At 62.6% G+C, this 20,369-nt stretch carries 17 protein-coding genes; 9 read left to right on the top strand and 8 right to left on the bottom strand.

Annotation, left to right across the window (positions count from 1 at the left end):
• The first annotated feature begins 16 nt into the window (after positions 1-16).
• A complete protein-coding gene (locus MF134_RS04905) occupies positions 17-700 on the top strand; it encodes an SDR family oxidoreductase (RefSeq protein WP_255338527.1) in 684 nt (227 codons plus the stop codon).
• A 289-nt stretch (positions 701-989) separates the two neighbouring features.
• Entirely contained in the window at positions 990-1,973 is a 984-nt protein-coding gene (locus tag MF134_RS04910; protein ID WP_255338286.1) for an NUDIX hydrolase, read from the top strand.
• Positions 1,974-2,048: 75 nt separating this feature from the next.
• Here MF134_RS04910 and acs read toward each other — a convergent pair whose 3' ends face one another.
• The 4 genes from acs to MF134_RS04930 form a co-directional block, all read right to left on the bottom strand.
• Positions 2,049-3,998, bottom strand: a complete 1,950-nt coding sequence (gene acs, locus MF134_RS04915; protein WP_255338287.1) for an acetate--CoA ligase — start codon at positions 3,996-3,998, stop codon at positions 2,049-2,051.
• Positions 3,999-4,192: 194 nt separating this feature from the next.
• Positions 4,193-4,588, bottom strand: coding sequence for a DUF1761 domain-containing protein (locus MF134_RS04920; protein WP_255338288.1), 396 nt, complete (start codon positions 4,586-4,588; stop codon positions 4,193-4,195).
• 90 nt (positions 4,589-4,678) lie between these two features.
• On the bottom strand, positions 4,679-5,758 hold the full coding sequence (locus tag MF134_RS04925) for an AI-2E family transporter (RefSeq protein WP_255338289.1): 1,080 nt from the start codon (positions 5,756-5,758) through the stop codon (positions 4,679-4,681).
• A gap of 133 nt (positions 5,759-5,891) precedes the next feature.
• Positions 5,892-6,581: a YggS family pyridoxal phosphate-dependent enzyme gene (locus tag MF134_RS04930; protein WP_255338290.1), complete on the bottom strand. Its 690-nt coding sequence runs from the start codon at positions 6,579-6,581 to the stop codon at positions 5,892-5,894.
• Between the two features lie 259 nt (positions 6,582-6,840).
• On the opposite strand from MF134_RS04930, the gene MF134_RS04935 reads away from it, so the two are divergent.
• The 6 genes from MF134_RS04935 to MF134_RS04960 all read left to right on the top strand — a co-directional run bounded on the left by MF134_RS04935 (position 6,841) and on the right by MF134_RS04960 (position 14,396).
• A complete protein-coding gene (locus tag MF134_RS04935) occupies positions 6,841-7,617 on the top strand; it encodes a tellurite resistance TerB family protein (RefSeq protein ID WP_255338291.1) in 777 nt (258 codons plus the stop codon).
• An 875-nt stretch (positions 7,618-8,492) separates the two neighbouring features.
• The gene (locus MF134_RS04940; protein ID WP_255338292.1) at positions 8,493-9,014 is read left to right on the top strand and encodes a hypothetical protein; all 522 of its coding nucleotides are present in this window, start codon (positions 8,493-8,495) and stop codon (positions 9,012-9,014) included.
• Between the two features lie 333 nt (positions 9,015-9,347).
• Entirely contained in the window at positions 9,348-11,969 is a 2,622-nt protein-coding gene (leuS, locus tag MF134_RS04945) for a leucine--tRNA ligase (RefSeq protein ID WP_255338293.1), read from the top strand.
• A gap of 58 nt (positions 11,970-12,027) precedes the next feature.
• Complete coding sequence (locus MF134_RS04950) at positions 12,028-12,537, top strand: hypothetical protein (protein ID WP_255338294.1); 510 nt, start codon at positions 12,028-12,030, stop codon at positions 12,535-12,537.
• A 96-nt stretch (positions 12,538-12,633) separates the two neighbouring features.
• The gene (gene holA / locus MF134_RS04955; protein WP_255338295.1) at positions 12,634-13,680 is read left to right on the top strand and encodes a DNA polymerase III subunit delta; all 1,047 of its coding nucleotides are present in this window, start codon (positions 12,634-12,636) and stop codon (positions 13,678-13,680) included.
• A gap of 191 nt (positions 13,681-13,871) precedes the next feature.
• A complete protein-coding gene (locus MF134_RS04960) occupies positions 13,872-14,396 on the top strand; it encodes an RICIN domain-containing protein (RefSeq protein WP_255338296.1) in 525 nt (174 codons plus the stop codon).
• A gap of 135 nt (positions 14,397-14,531) precedes the next feature.
• On the opposite strand, the gene MF134_RS04965 is transcribed toward MF134_RS04960, so the two are convergent.
• The 4 genes from MF134_RS04965 to mnmG form a co-directional block, all read right to left on the bottom strand.
• A complete protein-coding gene (locus tag MF134_RS04965) occupies positions 14,532-15,518 on the bottom strand; it encodes a ParB/RepB/Spo0J family partition protein (protein WP_255338297.1) in 987 nt (328 codons plus the stop codon).
• A gap of 49 nt (positions 15,519-15,567) precedes the next feature.
• Positions 15,568-16,353, bottom strand: coding sequence for a ParA family protein (locus MF134_RS04970; RefSeq protein WP_255338528.1), 786 nt, complete (start codon positions 16,351-16,353; stop codon positions 15,568-15,570).
• 129 nt (positions 16,354-16,482) lie between these two features.
• Positions 16,483-17,262, bottom strand: a complete 780-nt coding sequence (rsmG, locus tag MF134_RS04975; protein ID WP_255338298.1) for a 16S rRNA (guanine(527)-N(7))-methyltransferase RsmG — start codon at positions 17,260-17,262, stop codon at positions 16,483-16,485.
• Positions 17,252-19,156, bottom strand: coding sequence for a tRNA uridine-5-carboxymethylaminomethyl(34) synthesis enzyme MnmG (gene mnmG, locus MF134_RS04980; RefSeq protein ID WP_255338299.1), 1,905 nt, complete (start codon positions 19,154-19,156; stop codon positions 17,252-17,254). The genes rsmG and mnmG overlap by 11 nt, the downstream gene beginning before the upstream one ends.
• Before the next feature lie 629 nt (positions 19,157-19,785).
• Between mnmG and MF134_RS04985 the strand changes: the two genes are divergently transcribed.
• Entirely contained in the window at positions 19,786-20,349 is a 564-nt protein-coding gene (locus MF134_RS04985) for a Uma2 family endonuclease (RefSeq protein WP_255338300.1), read from the top strand.
• The last annotated feature ends 20 nt before the right edge of the window (positions 20,350-20,369 follow it).

Consider the following 20,369-nt stretch of genomic DNA (forward strand, 5'->3'; position numbering starts at 1 on the left):
GGCCGACAAGGTCGCAATCGTCACGGCCGGTGGGTCGGGAATGGGTGCGGGCGCAGCCCGCAACCTCGCCGAGAAGGGCTTCCGTGTGGCGATCCTGTCCTCTTCGGGCAAGGGCGAGGCGCTGGCCAAGGAACTTGGCGGGATCGGGGTCACCGGCTCGAATCAATCGAACGAGGACCTCAAGCGTCTGGTCGATACGGTTCACGAAGAGTGGGGCCGGGTTGACGTCCTGGTGAACAGCGCGGGCCATGGTCCCCGCGCGCCGATTCTCGAGATCACCGACGAGGACTGGTATCGCGGCATGGAGGTCTACTTCCTGAGCGCGGTCAGGCCGACCCGCCTCGTCGCGCCGATCATGGCCGAGAATGGCGGCGGCGCGATCATCAACATCTCGACCTTTGCGGCCTTCGAGCCGAGCGAGGTGTTTCCGACCTCGGCCGTGTTCCGGGCGGGGCTAGCGTCCTTCACCAAGCTCTTTGCGGACCAATGGGCGGCGAAAAACGTCAGGATGAACAATGTCCTGCCGGGCTTCATCGACAGCCTGCCGGAGAAGGAGGCTTTTCGCGAAAAGATCCCGCTCGGGCGCTACGGGCATGTGGAGGAGGTGGCGGAAACCATCGCCTTTCTCGCCTCCGATGGCGCGGCCTACATCACAGGACAGAACATCCGGATCGACGGTGGCATCACGCGGTCTGTGTGAGTTCAGATGCCTGATCTCTTCGAGGCACAGGGCCCAAACCCGTCACTGAGCCGTGATCTTGATCGTCCGCGCCGAACCCTCCCAGCTGTAAGCCACACTTGACGCTTCGCCTTGCTGAATGAGATGGCCTCGAACGCTTGATCCGAACATTTTCATCCAGCTTCCAGATGAAGAGGACGTCGGCCACGGATTCAGCCATGTCTTACTCAAAGACGAAGGCAAAACCTTTAATCACTTGTTTTTCCCGTTCTGGCTAACATCATCCAAATTCCCCAAATCTTAGCCGCAAATGATGCGCGATGCTCTGGGAGAGCGTATCCTGGGCCAAGTGGCGAATTACGGTGTCGATCAGGACGCGGTTTTATACAGATGGCTGGAATTTATGAGATTGTGTAAAAGTAAAACATACACATACAGAGGTCCATGGTACGAGATACTTGCTTTTTTCTTAATTCCTATTTTTGCTGCCAACTCCCTGCTGCTACCGGGAATTATATCGCGAATCTTCACAGGAAAATATGGTTTATCTCATTTCATTTCACCTTCTAGGGTACTCGACGACATTATTACACTTATCACTTTTTCAGTTGTCGTTTATCCTCTTGCTGCAATGTATAGTATAATACCATTCTTTGTGGGTATTGGCGCAATTCATAGTTTCAGATTCCAAAGTCGCACCAGTTTCGCAATTGTCGGCGCTCTTTCTGGTTCTTTATTGAATATTCCAGTAATTGCAGATGGACATATTTCGCTAGCGGCGCTGATGCTATTTCCGTTTGGCGGTTGTTTGACCGCTCTAGGGTATCATCTCGTGGTGTACAGCAGCCGCGCCATACACGTCGCTGCCCTCATCCTCATCCGCGCCGACGGCAAGACGCTCCTCGTCCGCAAGCGGGGAAAAAGGCGGTTCATGCCGCCAGGCGGCAAGCCGGAGAGGCTTGAGATCTTCCGCGAGGCAGCTGTGCGCGAAGCGTCCGAAGAGTTAGGCGTGAAGCTCAATCTTCACGTGCTGTCAAAGCATGGTGTCTATACCTCAAAGGCCGCGAACGAGAAGGGCAGGAAGGTCGTCGCCCATGTTTTCAGCGCACGATATGACGAGCCAATCGTTGCGGGTACGGAAATTGAGGAAGCGATATGGATCGACCCCCGGGCCAAACTGGCCGTTCCGCTCGCTCCCCTGACCGAAGAGCACATCCTTCCCCTCTGTCGTGAGTTGACAGATCGCACAGCTGACCGGCAGAGCACGGCGAATGGGCGGCAATACCGGATTTGAGTATGATTACCGGCAAAAGGCCCGCGCGTTGAACACGCGCGAGCCTTTACTCACCCAAGGGGACAGCGTGGCCGCCTAACCCTTCTTGTTCTGCCGATTGTCGATCAGATCATCCACCACGCCCGGATCAGCCAGTGTCGACGTATCGCCCAGCGAGCCGAAATCGTCCTCGGCGATCTTGCGCAGGATGCGGCGCATGATCTTGCCGGAGCGGGTCTTGGGCAGGCTGGGGGCGAACTGGATCTTGTCCGGCGAAGCGATCGGGCCGATCTCGTTGCGGACATGGGCGACGAGCTCCTTCTTGAGATCGTCGGTGCCTTCCTCGCCCTCCATGAGGGTGACGTAGCAGTAGATGCCCTGCCCCTTCATGTCGTGAGGATAGCCGACCACCGCGGCTTCCGAGACCTTGGCGTGGGAGACGAGCGCCGATTCCACCTCGGCCGTTCCCATGCGGTGGCCCGAGACGTTGATCACGTCGTCGACGCGGCCGGTGATCCACCAATAGCCGTCCTCGTCGCGCTTCGCCCCGTCGCCGGTGAAGTACTTGTTCTTGTAGGTCGCGAAATAGGTCTGCTCGAAGCGTTCGTGATCGCCATAGACGGTGCGCATCTGGCCTGGCCAGGAATCGATGATGCACAGATTGCCCTCGGTGGCGCCCTCCAGCACATGGCCCTCATTGTCGACCAGTTGTGGCTGGACGCCGAAGAAGGGTCGCGTCGCCGAACCGGGCTTGAGGTCCGTCGCGCCCGGCAGCGGGGTGATCAGGATGCCGCCGGTCTCGGTCTGCCACCAGGTGTCCACGATCGGGCAGCGCTCGTCGCCCACCACCTTGTAGTACCAGTTCCAGGCTTCCGGATTGATCGGCTCGCCGACCGAGCCCAGTACCTTCAATGTTTCACGTGAAGCGCGGGTGACCTTGTCGTCGCCGGCGCCCATCAGCGCGCGGATCGCGGTCGGCGCGGTGTAGAAGATCGAGACCTTGTGCTTGTCGACCACGTCCCACATGCGGCCGGCATCGGGATAGTTCGGCACGCCCTCGAACATCAGCGTCGTCGCGCCATTGGCGAGCGGGCCGTAGACGATGTAGCTGTGGCCGGTCACCCAGCCGACATCGGCGGTGCACCAGTAGATGTCGCCCTCATGCCAGTCGAAGACGTATTCGTGGGTCATCGAGGCGTAGACGAGGTAGCCACCCGAGGTGTGGACGACGCCCTTCGGCTTGCCGGTCGAGCCCGACGTATAGAGGATGAACAGCGGATCCTCGGCCTTCATCTCTTCCGGCGCGCAATCGGCGGAGGTCTTTTCCTTCGCCTCGTGCCACCAGATGTCTCGGCCCTCGGTCCATTCGATGTCGCCGCCGGTGCGCTTGACGACGAGGATCGTCTCGACCGTCTGCCCGGCCTTCTTGGCGATCTCGCAGGCCTTGTCGGCGTTCTTCTTCAGCGGCACCTTGCGTCCGCCGCGCAGACCTTCGTCGGCGGTGATCAGGACGCTGGAGGCCGCGCCCTCGAGGCGCCCGGCCAGCGCATCCGGCGAGAAACCGCCGAAGACCACCGAGTGGATCGCGCCGATCCGTGCGCAGGCGAGCATGGCGAAGGCCGCCTCCGGAATCATCGGCATGTAGAGGGTGACACGGTCGCCCTTCTTCACGCCGCGCTCCTTGAGGACGTTCGCCATGCGGCCAACCTCCTCGTGGAGTTCGCGATAGGTGATCGCCTTGGATTCCGAGGGGTCATCCCCCTCCCAGAGGATCGCCACCTGGTCGCCGCGCTTGTCGAGATGGCGGTCGATGCAGTTCGCCGCGACGTTCAGCGTGCCGTCCTCGAACCAGCGAATGTCGATATTGCCCGGCGCGTAGGAGGTGTTCTTGACCTTCGAATAGGGCTTGATCCAGTCGATCCGCTTGCCGTGCTCGGCCCAGAAGCCCTCCGGGTCCGAGACGCTCTTTTCGTACCATTCGCGATAAGTGGCGTCGTCGATCTTGGCGCGCGCCTTCCACTCGTCCTTGACGGTGATCGTCGTCATGAAACCTCCTCCCATGAATTCTTGAGGCCGCCCTGGGCGGCACCCGTCGCGCAAACTTACGGCGAAAGAGCCGGAGCGGTCCAGTTCAGGCCCATAAGACTTTGGGCCCGGATCGCGCCTTGCATGTCACTTTGCCGGCGCGATCTGTCGCCGAATTGAGACGCGCCCTATGGTGGGCGCATTTCTTGAGCGAGTCAGGCCATGATGCCGATGACGAGACTCATGATCACGAAGACGCCCAGCCAGTGCCCGGCATTGATCAGGGTCAGCTTGCGCGGCCGCGCCTCGAAGGAATGGTCGACGACGATGGTGGCGAGGACGAAGCCCGCCCAGATCATGATGCCGCTGACCAGGGTGTTCCAAAGCGTCACGCCGCCGATATGGCCGACGATGCCGGCGAGCATGCCGGCAATCACCAGATAGGCGATGAAGACGACGACCAGCGGCGCGACCTTCAAGGCCGGCTTGCCGCGATAGCCTTCCGCGGTCATCCAGGATTTCTCGAACATGCGGTGCCAGGCAAAGCCGAAGGCGAAGGCCAGAATGGCGGCGATCACGGTGGCGAGCGAATCGATGGCGGCAAAGCCCATCGGGCGTTTCTCCCATTTCAAAGGCGTTTCCCATCCGGGTGGACGGCGCCGTTTCAATCGAGAGGAGAACGCCGCGGGCCGCGCTTCGTTTCAGCCCTTCGACCAGCCCCGGCACTCGCCATCATACGCCCCGCCGAGCGTGTCCTTGACGTAGAGCTCACGCACGAACACCATCAGCACCGCGACCATCGGCACGGCGAGCGCGATGCCGAGCGTGCCCAGAAGCACGCCGAACACCACCTGTGAACCCAAGGTCAGCACCGGCGGCAGCGCGCTCGTGTAGCGCTGGGCGATCGGCTGCGAGACATTGCTCTCGACACCCTGGACCAGCACATAGACGCCGAGCCCCCACAGCGCCTGGGTCATGGAGTCCGACAGACCGACGAGCACGATCGGGATTCCGGCGATGAAGGGGCCGAGTGTCGGGATGAAGGCGAGAAGGCCGGCCTGGAGCGCCAGCAGGAAGGCGTTTGGCATCTCGACGAAGATCAGCCCGACCCAGGTGACGGCGAAGACCGTGACCATCGAGATGCCGGTGCCGCAGACCCACAGGATCAACTCATGGGTGGCCTCGTAGATCGTGTGGTCGATGCGGTCGCGTTTCGAAGCGGGAAAAAGGCTGACCACGCCATGGCGATAAAGCCTTGGCTGGGCCAGCGTGAACAGGGCGATGAAGACGATGACGAAGATGTTGCCGAGACCGCCGAGCACGGAGAACATGGCCTGCGAGGCCGAAGAGAAGATCCCGGAGGCGTCGGGGAAGAGGGCGCTGATCCCGACCGGATCCGTGCCCTGCCCTGCATCCTCGCCGCTGGGCCCGACGCCCATCTCCGCCAGCATCTCGGCGATGGCGCGAAGCTGATCGCGCAACTGCCGCCAGAGCTCGTTGAACTCGCTGACGAGCGTCATCCCACCATAGAACAGGCCGGCCGCCAGGGCCCCGAAGAACACCAGGGAGACGATGCCGACCGCCCAGCGATAGCTCAGCCCCAGCCATTGCAGGGGCCGGGCAAGGGCGGCCAGAATCGCGGCGAGAAGCAGACCGCCAAAAAGCAGGAGAAATGCCGGCGCAGCCGCCCAGACCAGCGCCGCCGTCGCTCCCATGGCCAGAACGACGGACGTGACGATCGTCGCCTGCTTGACCAGTCGCTCCTCGGTTTCGTCCTTCACGGGGCCTCCAATCCTGCTCCTGGGTGGAGAGCCATATGGGACCGTCGGCCCGCATGCCCTCCCCTGCCAAACGATCGAGACCGTCGCCGACTAACGAAATCTAGGCGTCGTCCGGAGCGCCCGGCGGCAAGGCTCAGCCATAGTCCCGGGCGCCAAAAATCGCCGACCCGACGCGGACCGAGGTCGCGCCCATCTCGACGGCCGTCTCGAAGTCACCGCTCATGCCCATGGAGAGCTTGGCGAGACCGGCGTCCTCGGCGAGCTTGCGAAGCAGCGCGAAATGCGGGCCGGGGTTCTCGTCGGCCGGCGGAATGCACATCAGCCCCTCAATTGCGAGGCCGTGCTCCTCGCGGCAACGCGCGACGAAGGCGACAGCCTCCTTCGGCGGAATGCCGGCCTTCTGCTCCTCCTCGCCGGTGTTCACCTGCACATAGAGCCGCGGCGCCCTCTCCTGCTTCTTCATCTCCTTGGCGAGCTCCCGCGCGATCTTCTCGCGATCGACGGATTCGATCACGTCGAACAGGGCGACGGCATCCCCCGCCTTGTTGGACTGCAACGGCCCGATCAGCCTGAGCTCGATGTCCGGGAACCGCTCCCGCAAGGCCGGCCACTTCCCCTTGGCCTCCTGCACCTTGTTCTCCCCAAACACACGCTGTCCGGCCTCGATGACCGGCAGGATCGCCTCCTCGCCATGGGTCTTGGAGACGGCGACGAGGGTGACGGCGGCAGGGTCGCGGCCGACGTCTGCGGCGGCTTTGGCAATGCGGGTGGTCACGTCGTGGTAGCCGCTGAGATGGGGATCGGCGGCAGTCTCGTTGGTCATGGAGAGTGTCTCGGTTCGAATTCTGGCTACGCCTCATATCGGTCATCCGCGTCCCGATTCCAGAATGGCGGAAAGCGGGCCGGCATCTCTGGGGCAATCGAGCCGGGAAGCTGCCGTCTCGCAGTCGACCCTTCCAAGCCATTGTGAGCCCAGAGCGCAGGCAGTCTGCGCCTGTGATCGGACGGTGGCCGCTATTGCCAATCGCATCGGCCGTTTCGATATCCGGGGTCAGCGAGCGAACTCATGAGGACCCGACCCAATGGATATTCAGCGCCTTCTCTCCGATTTCCTTGGCAGCCAGACGCAGGGGGGCTCGTCGTCCCGCCGCGATCCCTATCGCGCCGGTGACGCGGCGCGGGGCGGCAGTTCGGGCGGCTCTCTGATCGATCAGGTCGGCGGCATGCTTCAGGGGCGCGGCGGCTCGATGGTGACCAGCGCTGTCGTCGGCGGTCTGGCCTCGCAGCTCTTCAAGAAGAAGCGCGGCAAGTCCTTCGGCAGCAGCGCGCTCAAGCTCGGTGGCGCCGCGCTGGTCGCGGGCCTCGCCTACAAGGCCTACCAGAACTACCAGACGAAATCCGGGGCCACCGCATTGCCCGGCGCCGAACCCGTGCGGACCCTGCCCTCGACGCAGAGCCCCGACGAGGTACCAGAGCCCCATGGCACCGCCTTCATGCCCTCCGGCGAGGAGGATGATCGCGCCCGGCTGATGCTGTCGGCCATGATCGCCGCCGCCAAAGCCGACGGCTATATCGACGCCGACGAGGAAAATGCGATCTTCGGCAAGATCGACGAGATGGATATGGCGAGCGGCGAAAAGGCCCTCGTCATGGACGAACTCCGCCGCCCCAAGACCGTCGACGACCTCGCCTCTGAAGCGAAAACGCCCGAAATCGCCATGGAAATCTACACCGCCTCGGTTCTGGCCATCGACGCCGACCACCCGGCCGAACGCGCCTATCTCGATCTCCTGGCGGCCAGGCTCAACCTGCCTGCCGAGCTCGCGCGGGAGATCAGGCAGACGGCAGGCGCGGAGTAGGGGGCGAAGCGGCCACGCTCCGGCATCCGTCTTCGCGGTGCATTATCAAACAAGGCTCGATCGGCGGCATTTGATCCTTTGCGGTAATTCGGGCCCCGCGTTGGGAATGTTCGCTTCAAACCGAATCTCACCGATGCTGCAATTTGATCGAATGACGGCTTGTAGACGGTCGCAGGCCAGCGACTTACAGCACGCGTGAAGATCAATCTTTACTAGCTACGGTATTAACGGTAGGCTGAAGATATCGGTGACTGTGAGCAGATAGAGCTGCCGTCCATAAGAGGAAAATCGACCCTGTTTGAGAAGATAAAGAAAGCGGAAGGTGAAATATCGGTTCAATTGGCTGATTTACTCGTCTTTTTCGGGTATTTTGGCCTATGTCTTTATATTGGTGGCGTCGCATACACCACTGCCTTCAATGATTTTTTTGGAATAACAATATTAGATAAATCGGGAGTAGTTGAAACGTCATTTTTGTTCGTAAGATCAGCCCAGCTGGGTGTATTCGGATTTGTTATACTTGTCATATTCATATTAATTCTATCAATTTTCTTCTTCTTGTCACGTTTTGTTTTCAAGCTATATTTTGGCTATTCTGCTATTATTACGATATTCTGCATATCCACGCTGGTGGCATCATATATCGGCGCATATCTAGGAACTAAGACCGCATCAAACTCGGTTGACGCTGATACCTCAAATCTCCCAACTTTTAAGTCTTCTGACAAAGATGAGCGATATCAAAACGGCTCTTACAAGCTCCTCCATGACGACGGAAAAAATCTGTACTTAACGAAATTGGTTGCAGCGGGTTCGCTTGTCCAGATCGATATTCTGTCGAAAAGCAAGATTACGAATTACGAGGTTACACTAAAATGAAAGTCCAACTTGTAACCCTGTTTTTCATTTGTCTTTCTAAACCAGCGATCTCAGATGTCTTGAAGATCGAAACTAACAATTGGGATCTGCGTCGGGAGCTCGTATGGACAGCAAAACTGGTGGAACTTAATCAAGAAACCGGAATTGCCGAATTTATCTACATTAATAAAGGAATCGAAGAGAAAATACTGGTCCATTTTACTCGTATATATTCAATCACATTTGACAATGATCAAATTGTTAACAGCACATTTCCACCAACGAGATCCGACTTAACAACACCTCTCGGTGATATTCCCAGGAGCCGAGAACGTATCTTACTGGAAAATGATGGATTTCTAGAAATACCAAGCGACGTGAAAGTTGTACCCGATCGTGATGCTAGAAATTATACTCTCAAAGGTGGCATTGTGTCATTGACGACCCAACAAGTGAATATTGAAGCATTGGCAGAACGAAACGAGCAAAAGTTATTCACCGTACCACAAGCCGCATTCATCAACTGGATTCGGGGATAATAGATGACTGCAGAAATTGACCCCATTTGATCTCACGGTATTGCGGGCTCGGATAGCGGGCTCTCAATGTTGAAATCTCAAATTCCACCTCCGCATAGTTGCCGCTGGCCAGCGGTCCCGCGAATGACAGCTTTCCACCCTTGGCGGTCAATCGGGCCGGCCAGTAGCGCGTCAGCTTGGGTGAGTTGCGAAGAACCCAGCTGACGTGCAGTGCAGCCCGCCATTGCGCTTTGGCACGGACGCGGATAACCCCTCGCATGAGGGAAAAGTCGGTTCTTCATGACCGATCTCCCGCCCTTTCATCCGCACGAAGACCGCCCGAGCATCCAATCCATGACCACCGAACGCTACAATCCCCGTACCGCCGAGCCGAAATGGCAGAAAGCCTGGGCCGAGGCGAAGCTCTTCGAGACGCAGACGGACGCGGCGGGCGAGAAATACTACGTCCTCGAGATGTTCCCCTATCCGTCAGGGCGCATCCATATGGGCCATGTGCGCAATTATGCGCTGGGCGACGTGGTGGCGCGCTACAAGCGGGCCAAGGGATTCAACGTTCTCCACCCCATGGGCTGGGACGCCTTCGGCATGCCGGCAGAAAACGCCGCCATGCAGAACAAGGTGCATCCGGCGAAATGGACCTATGAGAACATCGACGCGATGCGCACCCAGCTGAAATCGATGGGCTTGTCGCTGGACTGGTCGCGCGAATTCGCCACCTGCGACGTCGATTACTATCACCGCCAGCAGATGCTCTTCCTCGACATGCTGGACAAGGGCCTCGCCTATCGCAAGAAGTCGAAGGTGAACTGGGATCCGGTCGACATGACCGTGCTCGCCAACGAGCAGGTGATCGACGGCAAGGGCTGGCGCTCGGGCGCCGACGTGGAGCAGCGCGAACTGGTCCAGTGGTTCTTCAAGATCACCGACTTCGCCGACGATCTGGCGGCCGCCCTCGACGCCCTGCCGAACTGGCCGGAAAAGGTCCGGCTGATGCAGCGGAACTGGATCGGCAAGTCGGAAGGCCTGATGCTGCGCTGGGCATTGGAGACCGCGACGGCGCCCGAAGGCCAGCGCGAGGTCACGGTCTTCACCACGCGGCCCGACACCCTTTTCGGCGCATCCTTCATCGCGGTCGCCGCCGATCATCCGCTGGCGCAGAAGGCCGCCGAGAACAATCCCGACCTGCAGGCCTTCATCGCCGAATGCCGACGCACCGGCACCAGCGCCGAAGCGCTGGAAAAGGCGGAGAAGAAGGGTTTCGCCACCGGGATCGAGGCGGTGCACCCGTTCGACCCGGAATGGCGCGTGCCGGTCTATGTCGCAAATTTCGTGCTGATGGAATACGGCACCGGCGCGGTCTTCGGCTGCCCGGCCCACGACCAGCGCGACCTCGATTTCGCCCGCAAATACGGCCTGCCTGTCAAGCCCGTGGTGCTGCCGCCGCATGAGGACCCGGTGGCCTTCTCGGTCGGCAACGAGGCCTTTACGGACGACGGCACGATCTACAATTCCGGCTTTCTCGACGGCAAGACGCCGGACGAAGCCTTCGAGGCGGTGGCCGAGAGGCTGGAGGCGACGGACCTGTTCGGCGCTCCCCAGGCCGAGCGACGGGTGAACTACCGCCTGCGCGACTGGGGCATTTCGCGCCAGCGCTATTGGGGCTGCCCGATCCCGGTGCTCCATTGCGAAAGCTGCGGCGTCGTGCCGGAGGCCCGCGAGAACCTGCCCGTCAAGCTGCCCGACGACATCGACTTCGAAAAGCCCGGCAATCCGCTCGACCGTCACGCCACCTGGCGCAAGGCCATCTGCCCGCGCTGCGGCGGCGATGCTTCACGTGAAACAGACACGATGGACACCTTCGTCGATTCCTCGTGGTACTTCGCCCGCTTCACCGCGCCGCGCGCCGACGAGCCCACCGACCCGCAGGCCGCCAATGCCTGGCTGCCGGTCGACCAGTATATCGGCGGCATCGAGCATGCGATCCTGCATCTCCTCTATTCCCGCTTCTTCGTGCGCGCGATGCGCAAGTGCGGTCATCTGGATCTCGACGAGCCCTTCAAGGGCCTGTTCACCCAAGGCATGGTCGTTCACGAAACCTATCGCGACGGCCGCGAATGGGTGCCGCCGGTGGATGTGCGCTTCGAGGAGGCGGAGGGAGCCCGCCGCGCGATCCGCATCTCCTCCGGCCAGCCGATCGAGATCGGCGGCATCGAGAAGATGTCGAAGTCGAAGAAGAACGTGGTCGATCCGGACGACATCATCGGCTCCTACGGCGCCGACACCGCCCGCTGGTTCGTCCTGTCGGACTCGCCGCCGGATCGCGACGTGATCTGGACCGAGGCCGGCGTCGAAGGCGCCCACCGCTTCGTCCAGCGCTTGTGGCGGCTCGTCACCGAGACCGCTCCAAAGCTGAGGGACGCGCCCTCCTCCGCGTCTGGTGGAGAGGACGACGAGGCGCTGACGATCCGCAAGGCCGCACACCGCACCGTCGCCGGTGTCGGCGAAGACATCGAGCGTCTCGGCTTCAACAAGGCCATCGCCCGGGTACACGAGCTGGTCAACCAGCTCGCTGCGGCCTTCGCCAAGCTCGATGCGGGGAGCCCCCCTGCCCGGCTCGCCGCGGCGCGCGAAGCCCTCTCGATGCTGGTCCGCGCCATCGCACCGATGATGCCGCATCTCGCCGAATCCGCCTGGGAGGCGATCGGCGAAGACGGGCTCGTCGCAGCCGCGCCCTGGCCAACGGTGGACGACACGCTTCTGAGCGACGATACGGTCACACTCCCGGTCCAGATCAACGGCAAGAAGCGCGGCGACTTGACCGTTCCGGCCGAGGCCGGCAAAGCTGACATCGAACAGGCGACCCTGGCGCTCGATTTCGTCGTGGCCGCGCTGGACGGGAAGACACCGAAACGGCTCGTCGTCGTGCCGGGGAGAATCGTCAATGTGGTCGTGTAAGGTCTCCGGCAATCATCCCGGAACGCCCTCTCGCCGAAATCGCCGCGGGAGCCGTACGTTGCGTGTCGGCCTCGCGCTTGCCGCCGCGACGGTGCTCGCCGGCTGCCAGGCCGGACCGCTCTACGGGACGGCCGGCGTGTATACCTTCTCCACCGAGCCGCAGAGCTATGGCTATGAAGGCCGCATCGCGATTCCGGAGCCGAATTCGCGCACCGAACAGCTCCTGCGCAACGAGCTTCTCTTCCGGCTCAATCGCGGGACACCGGTCACCCAGCCGATCTACGAATTGCGGCTCGCTCTCGACAGCCAGGCCCGCGGCCTGATCGCCGATACGGGCGACATTCCCCGTTCGGCGATCTTCGTGGAGAAGGCCCGATTCACGCTGGTTCGTCTCTCCGACAATCAGGTGGTGCTCTCCGGCGACCGCATGGCAACAGTGCCCTATGATTCGACCGAGCAGCTCTATCAGAACCAGCGCGCTCTGCTCGACGCGCGCAAGCAGACGAGCCGGCTCCTCGCCTCGCAGATCGAACTCGCCGTCAACGCAGCCTTGAGCGGCGGCGCCTGACGTCGGCCGGTACTGACGTCTCGGCCGGACTGACGCATCGCCCTCTCCTGGCAAACGACGGTCCTGATCACTGGCGAAGCGCGGGAGGTTCGATCCGTGGCCCAGAAGAAAGCCGGAGAAGTCGAGGCCTTCCTGAGCCGACCGGACTATTCCCATTCGCTCGTCCTTCTTTACGGACCCGATACCGGCCTCGTGGCGGAGCGCTCGGCGAAACTCGCCAAGAATTTCGGTGTCGATCTGACCGATCCGTTTGCCGCCGTCACGCTGGCGGCCGATGATCTGGAGAAGGATATCGGCCGGCTCTATGACGAGGCCCGCACGCTCTCACTGATGGGCGGGCGGCGCTATGTGCGGGTACGCGGAGCGGGGGCCGGCAAGAGCCTCGCCGATGCGGTGGCGGAGCTTGCGGGCGAGAAGCTGGAGGAAACGCTGATCGTCATCGAGGCGGGCGATCTGAAGAAGAGCGCAGGTCTCAGGATCAATGTCGAGCGTGGCCGGTTCGCCGTGGCGCTGCCCTGCTACCAGGACGAAGGCCGGGCGCTCGACAGGATGATCGACGAAGAACTCGACCTCGCCGGTCTCACCATGGATCGCGAGGCCCGCGAAGCGCTGAAGGCACGCCTCGGAGCGGACCGCATCGCCTCGCGGGGTGAGGTGCAGAAGCTCTGCCTCTACGGCCTCGGCGCCCCCACGATCACCGAAGAGGATGTGCGCGCCGTCGTCGGAGACGTTTCCTCGGACACGCTGGAGGAAGCCGTCGATGCGGCCGCCGCCGGCGAGGTCAAGCGCCTGCCCCATCTCATCGAACGGCTCACGACCGCCGGCATCGCGACGTTCCAGCTTCATCTTGCCCTTCTGCGCTATTTCCAGCAGCTCCAGGCCATGCGCGAGACCGTCGAGCGACGCGGCGAAACGGTCGCCCGCGCCGTCGAACGACGCCGCCCGCATTTCCGCCGCCGGCACGCAATGGAAACCGCGCTCGGCGCCTGGACCCTTTCGGCGATCGGCGATCGGTTGCAGGCAATCGAGGCCGACATCCTGCAAAGCCGCAAGGAGGCTGCGCTAGCGCTCACCATCACCCACAAGACGCTACTCGACACCGCCGTCGAGGCCGCGCGTCTGAAGGCGCGGCGCCTGAGCTGAGCGTTCTTGGGTCACCCGATCATCTGCTGGAGGGCGGCCGTGAAGCTGGCCCTCGCTCGAGCCCGGAGACGCTCTCACGCTTGACGCAGTCCGATGAACAAGACGCCTGACGAAGAAGATCCGACTACTTGTTCACTCGAGACGTGGCGTGCTACTTGACCAAACGTCAGTCTCGCTTGGGAACATCGTGGATGAAAATATCGCTTCTCATGGCCGCCTCAGTCGTCGCGGCCATTTTCGTCGCTCCCGCACAGGCACAGTCCATCGACATCTGGAGCTACAACACCCTTTCCACCGAATTTCGCGGGCCCAATATGCGGCTCGACGTCTATAATGGCGGCCCGAAGAACAACTTGACGCATCTGGCGCCGGCCCAGGACGTGTCCGGCCAGTACTGGCGTTTTTCTCCGGCGGGAGGCGACTATTGGCGCCTGACCACCATGTTCCGCGGTCAGGACATGTGCCTCGACGTCTTCAATGGTGGTCCGCGGAACAACCAGGTCCATCTGGCGCCTTGCGGCAATTATACCGGCCAGTTCTGGTCGTTCCGCCCGGATGGCGGCGCGTACCGCCTCGTGACCCAGTTCCGGGGACCGAACATGTGCCTGGACATCTTCAATGGCGGTCCCGACAACAACCAGCCGCATCTGACACGTTGCGACAACTATTCAGGCCAGTACTGGCAGGTTCGCTCGACCGGGCAACCGGTGGATTGAGACCGACGGCATCGGTCGTTGACCGGTGCCGCTCCTGTCCAATCCGCGGAGGCCGGAACGATCCAACGGCCGAGTGCGTCGGCACCCTCGGTCATTGCTACGGGACCGGCGAGAAATCTGCGGCCCGAACCGGTCTCAAACCGACCGGAGCCGCGGTCCCTGCTCGATATGACGCACCGCGCGGGAATCGGCATCCTGCAAGCGCTGAAGCAGGTTTTCCACGTCTCCCGGGCCAGAGAGGCTGAGTTCGACGCTGACGCCGCCGCCCTTGGTGCGGGAGACGGCAACCGGATGGCCCACCGCATCGCCAAGGCGCCGCTCCCAGTCGAGGATCTCCTCGCTCTTCTTCGTTTCGCGCGCCGCCCGTCCACGTCCTGAAGACACAGACTGACCCGCCGCGGGCTCGATCACCTCAGGATCGCGTGCCAGCGCTTCGGCCTCCCGCACCGAGAGGTTCTCCTTGACGATCCGCTGGGCGAGCGCCACCGGATCTTCGGCAGTGACGACGGTGCGCGCGGCGCCGGCCGAAAGGGCACCTTCCTCGACCATGGCGCGGACTTCCGGCGGAAGCTTCAGGAGCCGCAGCGTATTGGCCACATGGCTGCGGCTCTTGCCCAGGATCTCGGCCAGATCCGCCTGGGTGTAGCCATGCTCGTCGATCAGCGTCTGATAGCCCTGGGCCTCCTCGATCGCGTTGAGATCGGCCCGCTGGACGTTCTCGATGATGGCGATTTCGAGCGACTGCCGGTCGTTGATCTCCCGCATGACCACAGGCACTTCGGCGAGGCCCGCGAGGCCCGCCGCCCGCCAGCGCCGTTCGCCGGCGACGATCTCGAAGCGCTCGCGTTGCCCGGGCTGAGGTCGCACCAGCAAGGGCTGGACGACGCCGTGCTGGCGGATCGAGGCGGCAAGTTCGTCGAGTTCGGCCTGGTTGAACACCCGGCGCGGATTGTGGGGGTTCGGCGCGATCCGGTCGATCGGCACCGAGCGCTCGGGCTGGATCGTGGGCGCGGCCGGCTGCGGATCGAACCCGGGAACCGGCCGGGCAGGGGCGGCGACGCCTGCCCCGATCAGCGAGGCGAGACCCCGCCCCAGTCTTTGCCGCGATCTGTCTTCGCTCATGTCATTCTCCCATGCGGCCCGTCGCGAGGCCCCGGATTCTGCCGAAATCTCAGGCGGCGACCAGCCGGCGCTCGCGCTGGATCACCTCCGAGGCGAGCTGGATATAGGCCTGGCTGCCCGGGCATTTCATGTCGTAGAGGATCGCCGGCTTGCCATAGGATGGCGCCTCCGAGACCCGCACATTGCGGGGGATCACCGTGTCGTAGACATGCTCGCCCATATAGGCGCGCACATCCCGCACCACCTGCGTCGCAAGATTGTTGCGGCTGTCATACATGGTCAGGACAATGCCGTGGAGCCCGAGCATCGGGTTGAGGCTGTCACGCACCTGCTCGACCGTCTGCAGAAGCTGCGACAGGCCTTCCAGCGCGAAGAACTCGCATTGCAGCGGCACCAGGATCGCGTCGGCGGCCGCCATGGCATTGATGGTCAACAGATTGAGGGAAGGGGGGCAGTCGATCAGCACGAAATCGAACTGTGCGCCTTCCTCCTGATGAAAGTGCAGGGCGTCGCGCAGCCGATAGGCGCGGCCATTGACGCCGGAAATCTCCATCTCCAGCCCCAGAAGATCCATGGTGGAGGGGATGATCGAGAGATTGGGCACGACCGTCGGCTGCGCCGCATTGGTGATCGAGACCGTCTCCTTCAGGACATCGTAGGACGAGACCTCGCGATCGTCCTTGTCGATGCCGAGACCGGTCGAGGCGTTCCCTTGGGGATCGAGATCGATCAGGAGGGCGCGCTTGTCGATCGCGGCGAGCGCCGTCGCGAGATTGATCGCCGTCGTCGTCTTGCCGACGCCACCCTTCTGGTTGGCTATGGTGATGATCCGCATGGGCTCTTCGCTTGCCACATCCATCGGCTGAAACATCCGCTTGTCTTGTGGTCGGTCTGGGTCGAGCGGCCGCCGCGCTCCTCTTTCAGAACCGCGGTCCGGGCGGCGCTCACGCCGAATATCGCGCGCTCAGCCGTCTCGCGCGACGATCTCGGAGACTTCCAGCACGACCGAATCGTCTTCGACCTCCGATTCGTGAATTATCATGCTGAATCGCCAATGGGCAGCGGCATCGGAAATTTCCTGTTCATGACTGCGGCCCTTGGCGAAGAAACAGCGTGTTTCACGTGAAATATGCGGCGCGACGAGGCTCAACAGATCACCGAAAGGCGCCAGCGCCCGGGCCGTGACGATGTCCGCCGAACCAAGCACCCCTTCAGCATCCTCGATGCGCGCAGCGTGGACCCGGCCGCGAACCCCCATCTCGCGCTGTGCCGTCGCCAGAAACGCGGCCTTCTTGCCGCTCGACTCGATCATGTCGACCGCGGCCTCGGGTCGGCAAGCCGCGATGACCAAGGCCGGAAGCCCGCCACCCGAGCCGAGGTCAACGGCCTGCGAAAAGGCCGGCAGGCGGTGTTCCAGAGAGATCGCATCCGCGACATGCCGATGCCACACATCGCCGACCGTGGAGGGCGCCACGAGATTGATCCGCGCCTGCCACTCGGTCAGCAACCGGACGAACAGGTCGAGACGCGCCTGCGTTTCACGTGAAACGGCGAAGCGCTCCGTGAACCATTGCCGGCCTTCGGCTTGGGCGGACGCGATTTCGCTTGCGGACGGCTTCTTTGCTGTCGGCTTCGAGAAATTTTGCCCGGCGCGTGCTCGCGGATCGAAGCGACCGGCTCGGCCGTCTTCCCGGCCCCGTCCTTCATCGCGCGAGAAGCGGCCGCGAGGGCGATCACGCCGCATTGGCAAGAGCGCTCCGGCGGGTGGCAACGAGGATCAAGGCGAGGGCGGCCGGCGTCATCCCGTCGATGCGTTCGGCCTCCGCCACACTCGCGGGACGCCGCTCTGCGAGCTTCTGCTTGAGCTCGTTCGACAGGCCGGGGATGGCGGAGAAATCAAGCGTTGCAGGGATCTCGTGCGCTTCGTCCCGGCGAAGCTGTTCCTGGTCACGGCGCTGGCGCTCCAAATAGACGTCATAAGCCGCTTCGATCTTCACCCGCCCGAAGGTCCCGGGCGTGATCGTTTCCAGCTGCGGCCAGATGGACAGGAGCCGTGGCCGGTCGAGGCCGAGGTCGCTCTGGGCGAGAAGCTGCCAGGCGCTGCGGCGCCGGCCATCCTGATTGACGTTGAGACCATGGCGCGCCGCCTCGGCCGGCGTCAGCGTGGCGGCCTCCAGCTCCCGGCGCGCCGCGAGGAAGGCCTTTTCGGTCTCGGCGAAGACCCGAGCCCGTTCGGACGAAGCAATGCCCCATTCGATCGCCGAAGGCGTCAGCCGGCGATCGGCATTGTCGGCCCTAAGCGACAGGCGGAATTCGGCCCGCGAGGTGAACATGCGATAGGGCTCGCTGACGCCGGTTCGAGTCAGATCGTCGATCATCACGCCGATATAAGCGTCGGCCCGACCGATGATGACGGGTGCCGCGCCACCGGCCAGCCGCGCCGCGTTCAGCCCGGCGACGAGACCCTGGGCAGCCGCCTCCTCATAGCCGGTCGTGCCATTGATCTGGCCGGCGAGAAACAGGCCCGGCGCCTTGCGCACGGCGAGCGAGCGGTCGAGCTCGCGCGGATCGACATGATCATATTCGATGGCATAGCCGGGCTTCAGGATCGTAACCCGTTCGAGCCCCGGGATCGAGCGCAGGAAAGCGTCCTGAACCTCTTCGGGAAGCGAGGTGGACAAGCCGTTCGGATAGACCGTGTCGTCGTCGAGGCCTTCCGGTTCCAGAAAGATTTGATGCCCGTCGCGATCGCCGAACTTGACGATCTTGTCCTCGATCGACGGGCAGTAGCGCGGACCGACGCCCTCGATCTTGCCCGAATAGAGCGCCGAGCGGGAAAGGTTTTCGCGGATGATCGCATGGGTCGCAGGCGTCGTGCGGGTGATGCCGCAGTCGATCTGCCGGGTTTCGATGCGCTCGGTGAGGAAGGAGAAGGGGACCGGCTCGTCATCCGGTCGCTGCCGGTCGAGCGCGTCCCAGTCGATCGTCCGGCCGTCGAGGCGGGCGGGCGTGCCGGTCTTCAACCGGCCGAGTGCGAGCCCCAACCTGCGCAGCGTACCGGAAAGCCCGAGCGTGGGATCCTCGCCCATCCGCCCGGCCGGAATCTGGCGATCGCCGATATGGATCAGGCCGCCGAGGAAGGTTCCGGTCGTCAGCACAACGGCGCGGCAGGCGATCCGCCGTCCATCACCGAGGATGACGCCCGAGACCGCGCCCGCCGCATCCAGCTCCAGATCGAAGACATCGCCCTCGACGATCGAAAGCCCCGCCTGAGCGCGGATCAGCTCCTGCATGGCGGCGCGATAGAGCTTGCGGTCGGCCTGGGTGCGCGGGCCCCAGACCGCCGGCCCTTTGCGGCGGTTGAGCATGCGAAACTGAATGCCGCCGCGATCGGCCGCAAGCCCCATGAGCCCGCCCAGCGCATCGATCTCGCGCACCAGATGGCCCTTGCCGATCCCGCCGATCGCCGGATTGCAGCTCATGGCACCGATCGTGTCGAAGCGGTGAGTAACGAGCACGGTTTCGGCCCCCGCCCGTGCGGCCGCGCTCGCAGCTTCCGAGCCCGCATGGCCGCCGCCCACCACGACGACGTCGCAGGCGGCGGGGGAAGGGGATTGTGTCTGGTCGATGGCACTCATGGCAGCGAGATCGATCCGAAGTGTGTGGGTTTCAAGCGCCTTGTGACGGTTTGGGAGACTTGTCGGGCCTCTCAGACATGGCGCTCGCGCGCCAGTGCGCGGCAATTGTGACCTTGCTATAGAAGAAAGGCTGGCGGGGAACAATGATTAGCGGCTCGGAGCATCAGAACCGATCACCACAGGAGTATGGCGGGCACTTGCATCATGGCGGACGCTGACCTGCGCACCGCGCACGGTGTGGCATGCGCCCCGTCTATAAACAGAGCGCAGCCATGGACTGCGGTGTGGTGCTCAGTTGGCTCTTTTTTCAGCGCTCATCCCTTTGCGTCTCTCAGACGCCATCCCTCCGTGTCCGTCATTCTCGGGCTTGTCCCGAGAATCTACCAAGGCTGTTTGTCGACCGCTCCGTGGGACGAAGAGTATCCGGGTACGGTTTTGGTGCGTCACCGGCAGTAGATCCTTGGGACAAGCCCAAGGATGACGATGCGTCAAAGGGTTAGAGAGTTTTCATCCGCTCGGCGCGGCGGCCTGGTTCTGTTGTGCGCGCTCTTCGCGACCACATCTGCTGGACTGGCTTAATACGTGAGGATCGAGGTAAAATGGGCGCGGTTCAGCAAGGGACCGTTCCTATGAGCTTGTCCGACTATCAGCCCTGGACCGTCGCGGATTTCTTCTCCTGGCAGCAAGACCAGGAGGAACGCTATGAGTTGGTCGGCGGCTTTCCGAAGCTTCAGCCGTTTCGCAGGATGGGCCACAATCTCATCGTGACCAACGTTCTGACCAGTCTCGTCGACCTCCTCCGAAAAACCCCGTTCAGACCTTTCTCGGCAAACATCGGGGTCGAAACCTTTCCCGGCCAGATCCGTCGACCGGATGCCGGTGTCGATTGCGGGGCGTTCGATCCGGACGGGTATCTCGCGGCGGAACCGGTCGTCGTCTTCGAAGTCCTCTCGCCGTCGACTCGGGATTTCGATCGGTTGCGCAAGGTCGAGGAATACAAGGGCGTATCCTCCATGCGCCATATCGTCGTGGTCGAGCCGGAAGGGCCACAGGTGCTGGTCTGGAGCCGCGAGGAGCAAGGGGAATGGAGCGTCGAGATCATCACCGGGCTTGAGGCCAGTCTACCGCTTCCCGCACTCGCGATCGACCTGCCGATGGCCGAGCTCTACGACAGGCTGGACGTTTCCGACTGATCGGCCGTTGCCGGCTCGTT

Source organism: Jiella marina (assembly GCF_024359545.1).
Lineage (GTDB): Bacteria > Pseudomonadota > Alphaproteobacteria > Rhizobiales > Rhizobiaceae > Jiella.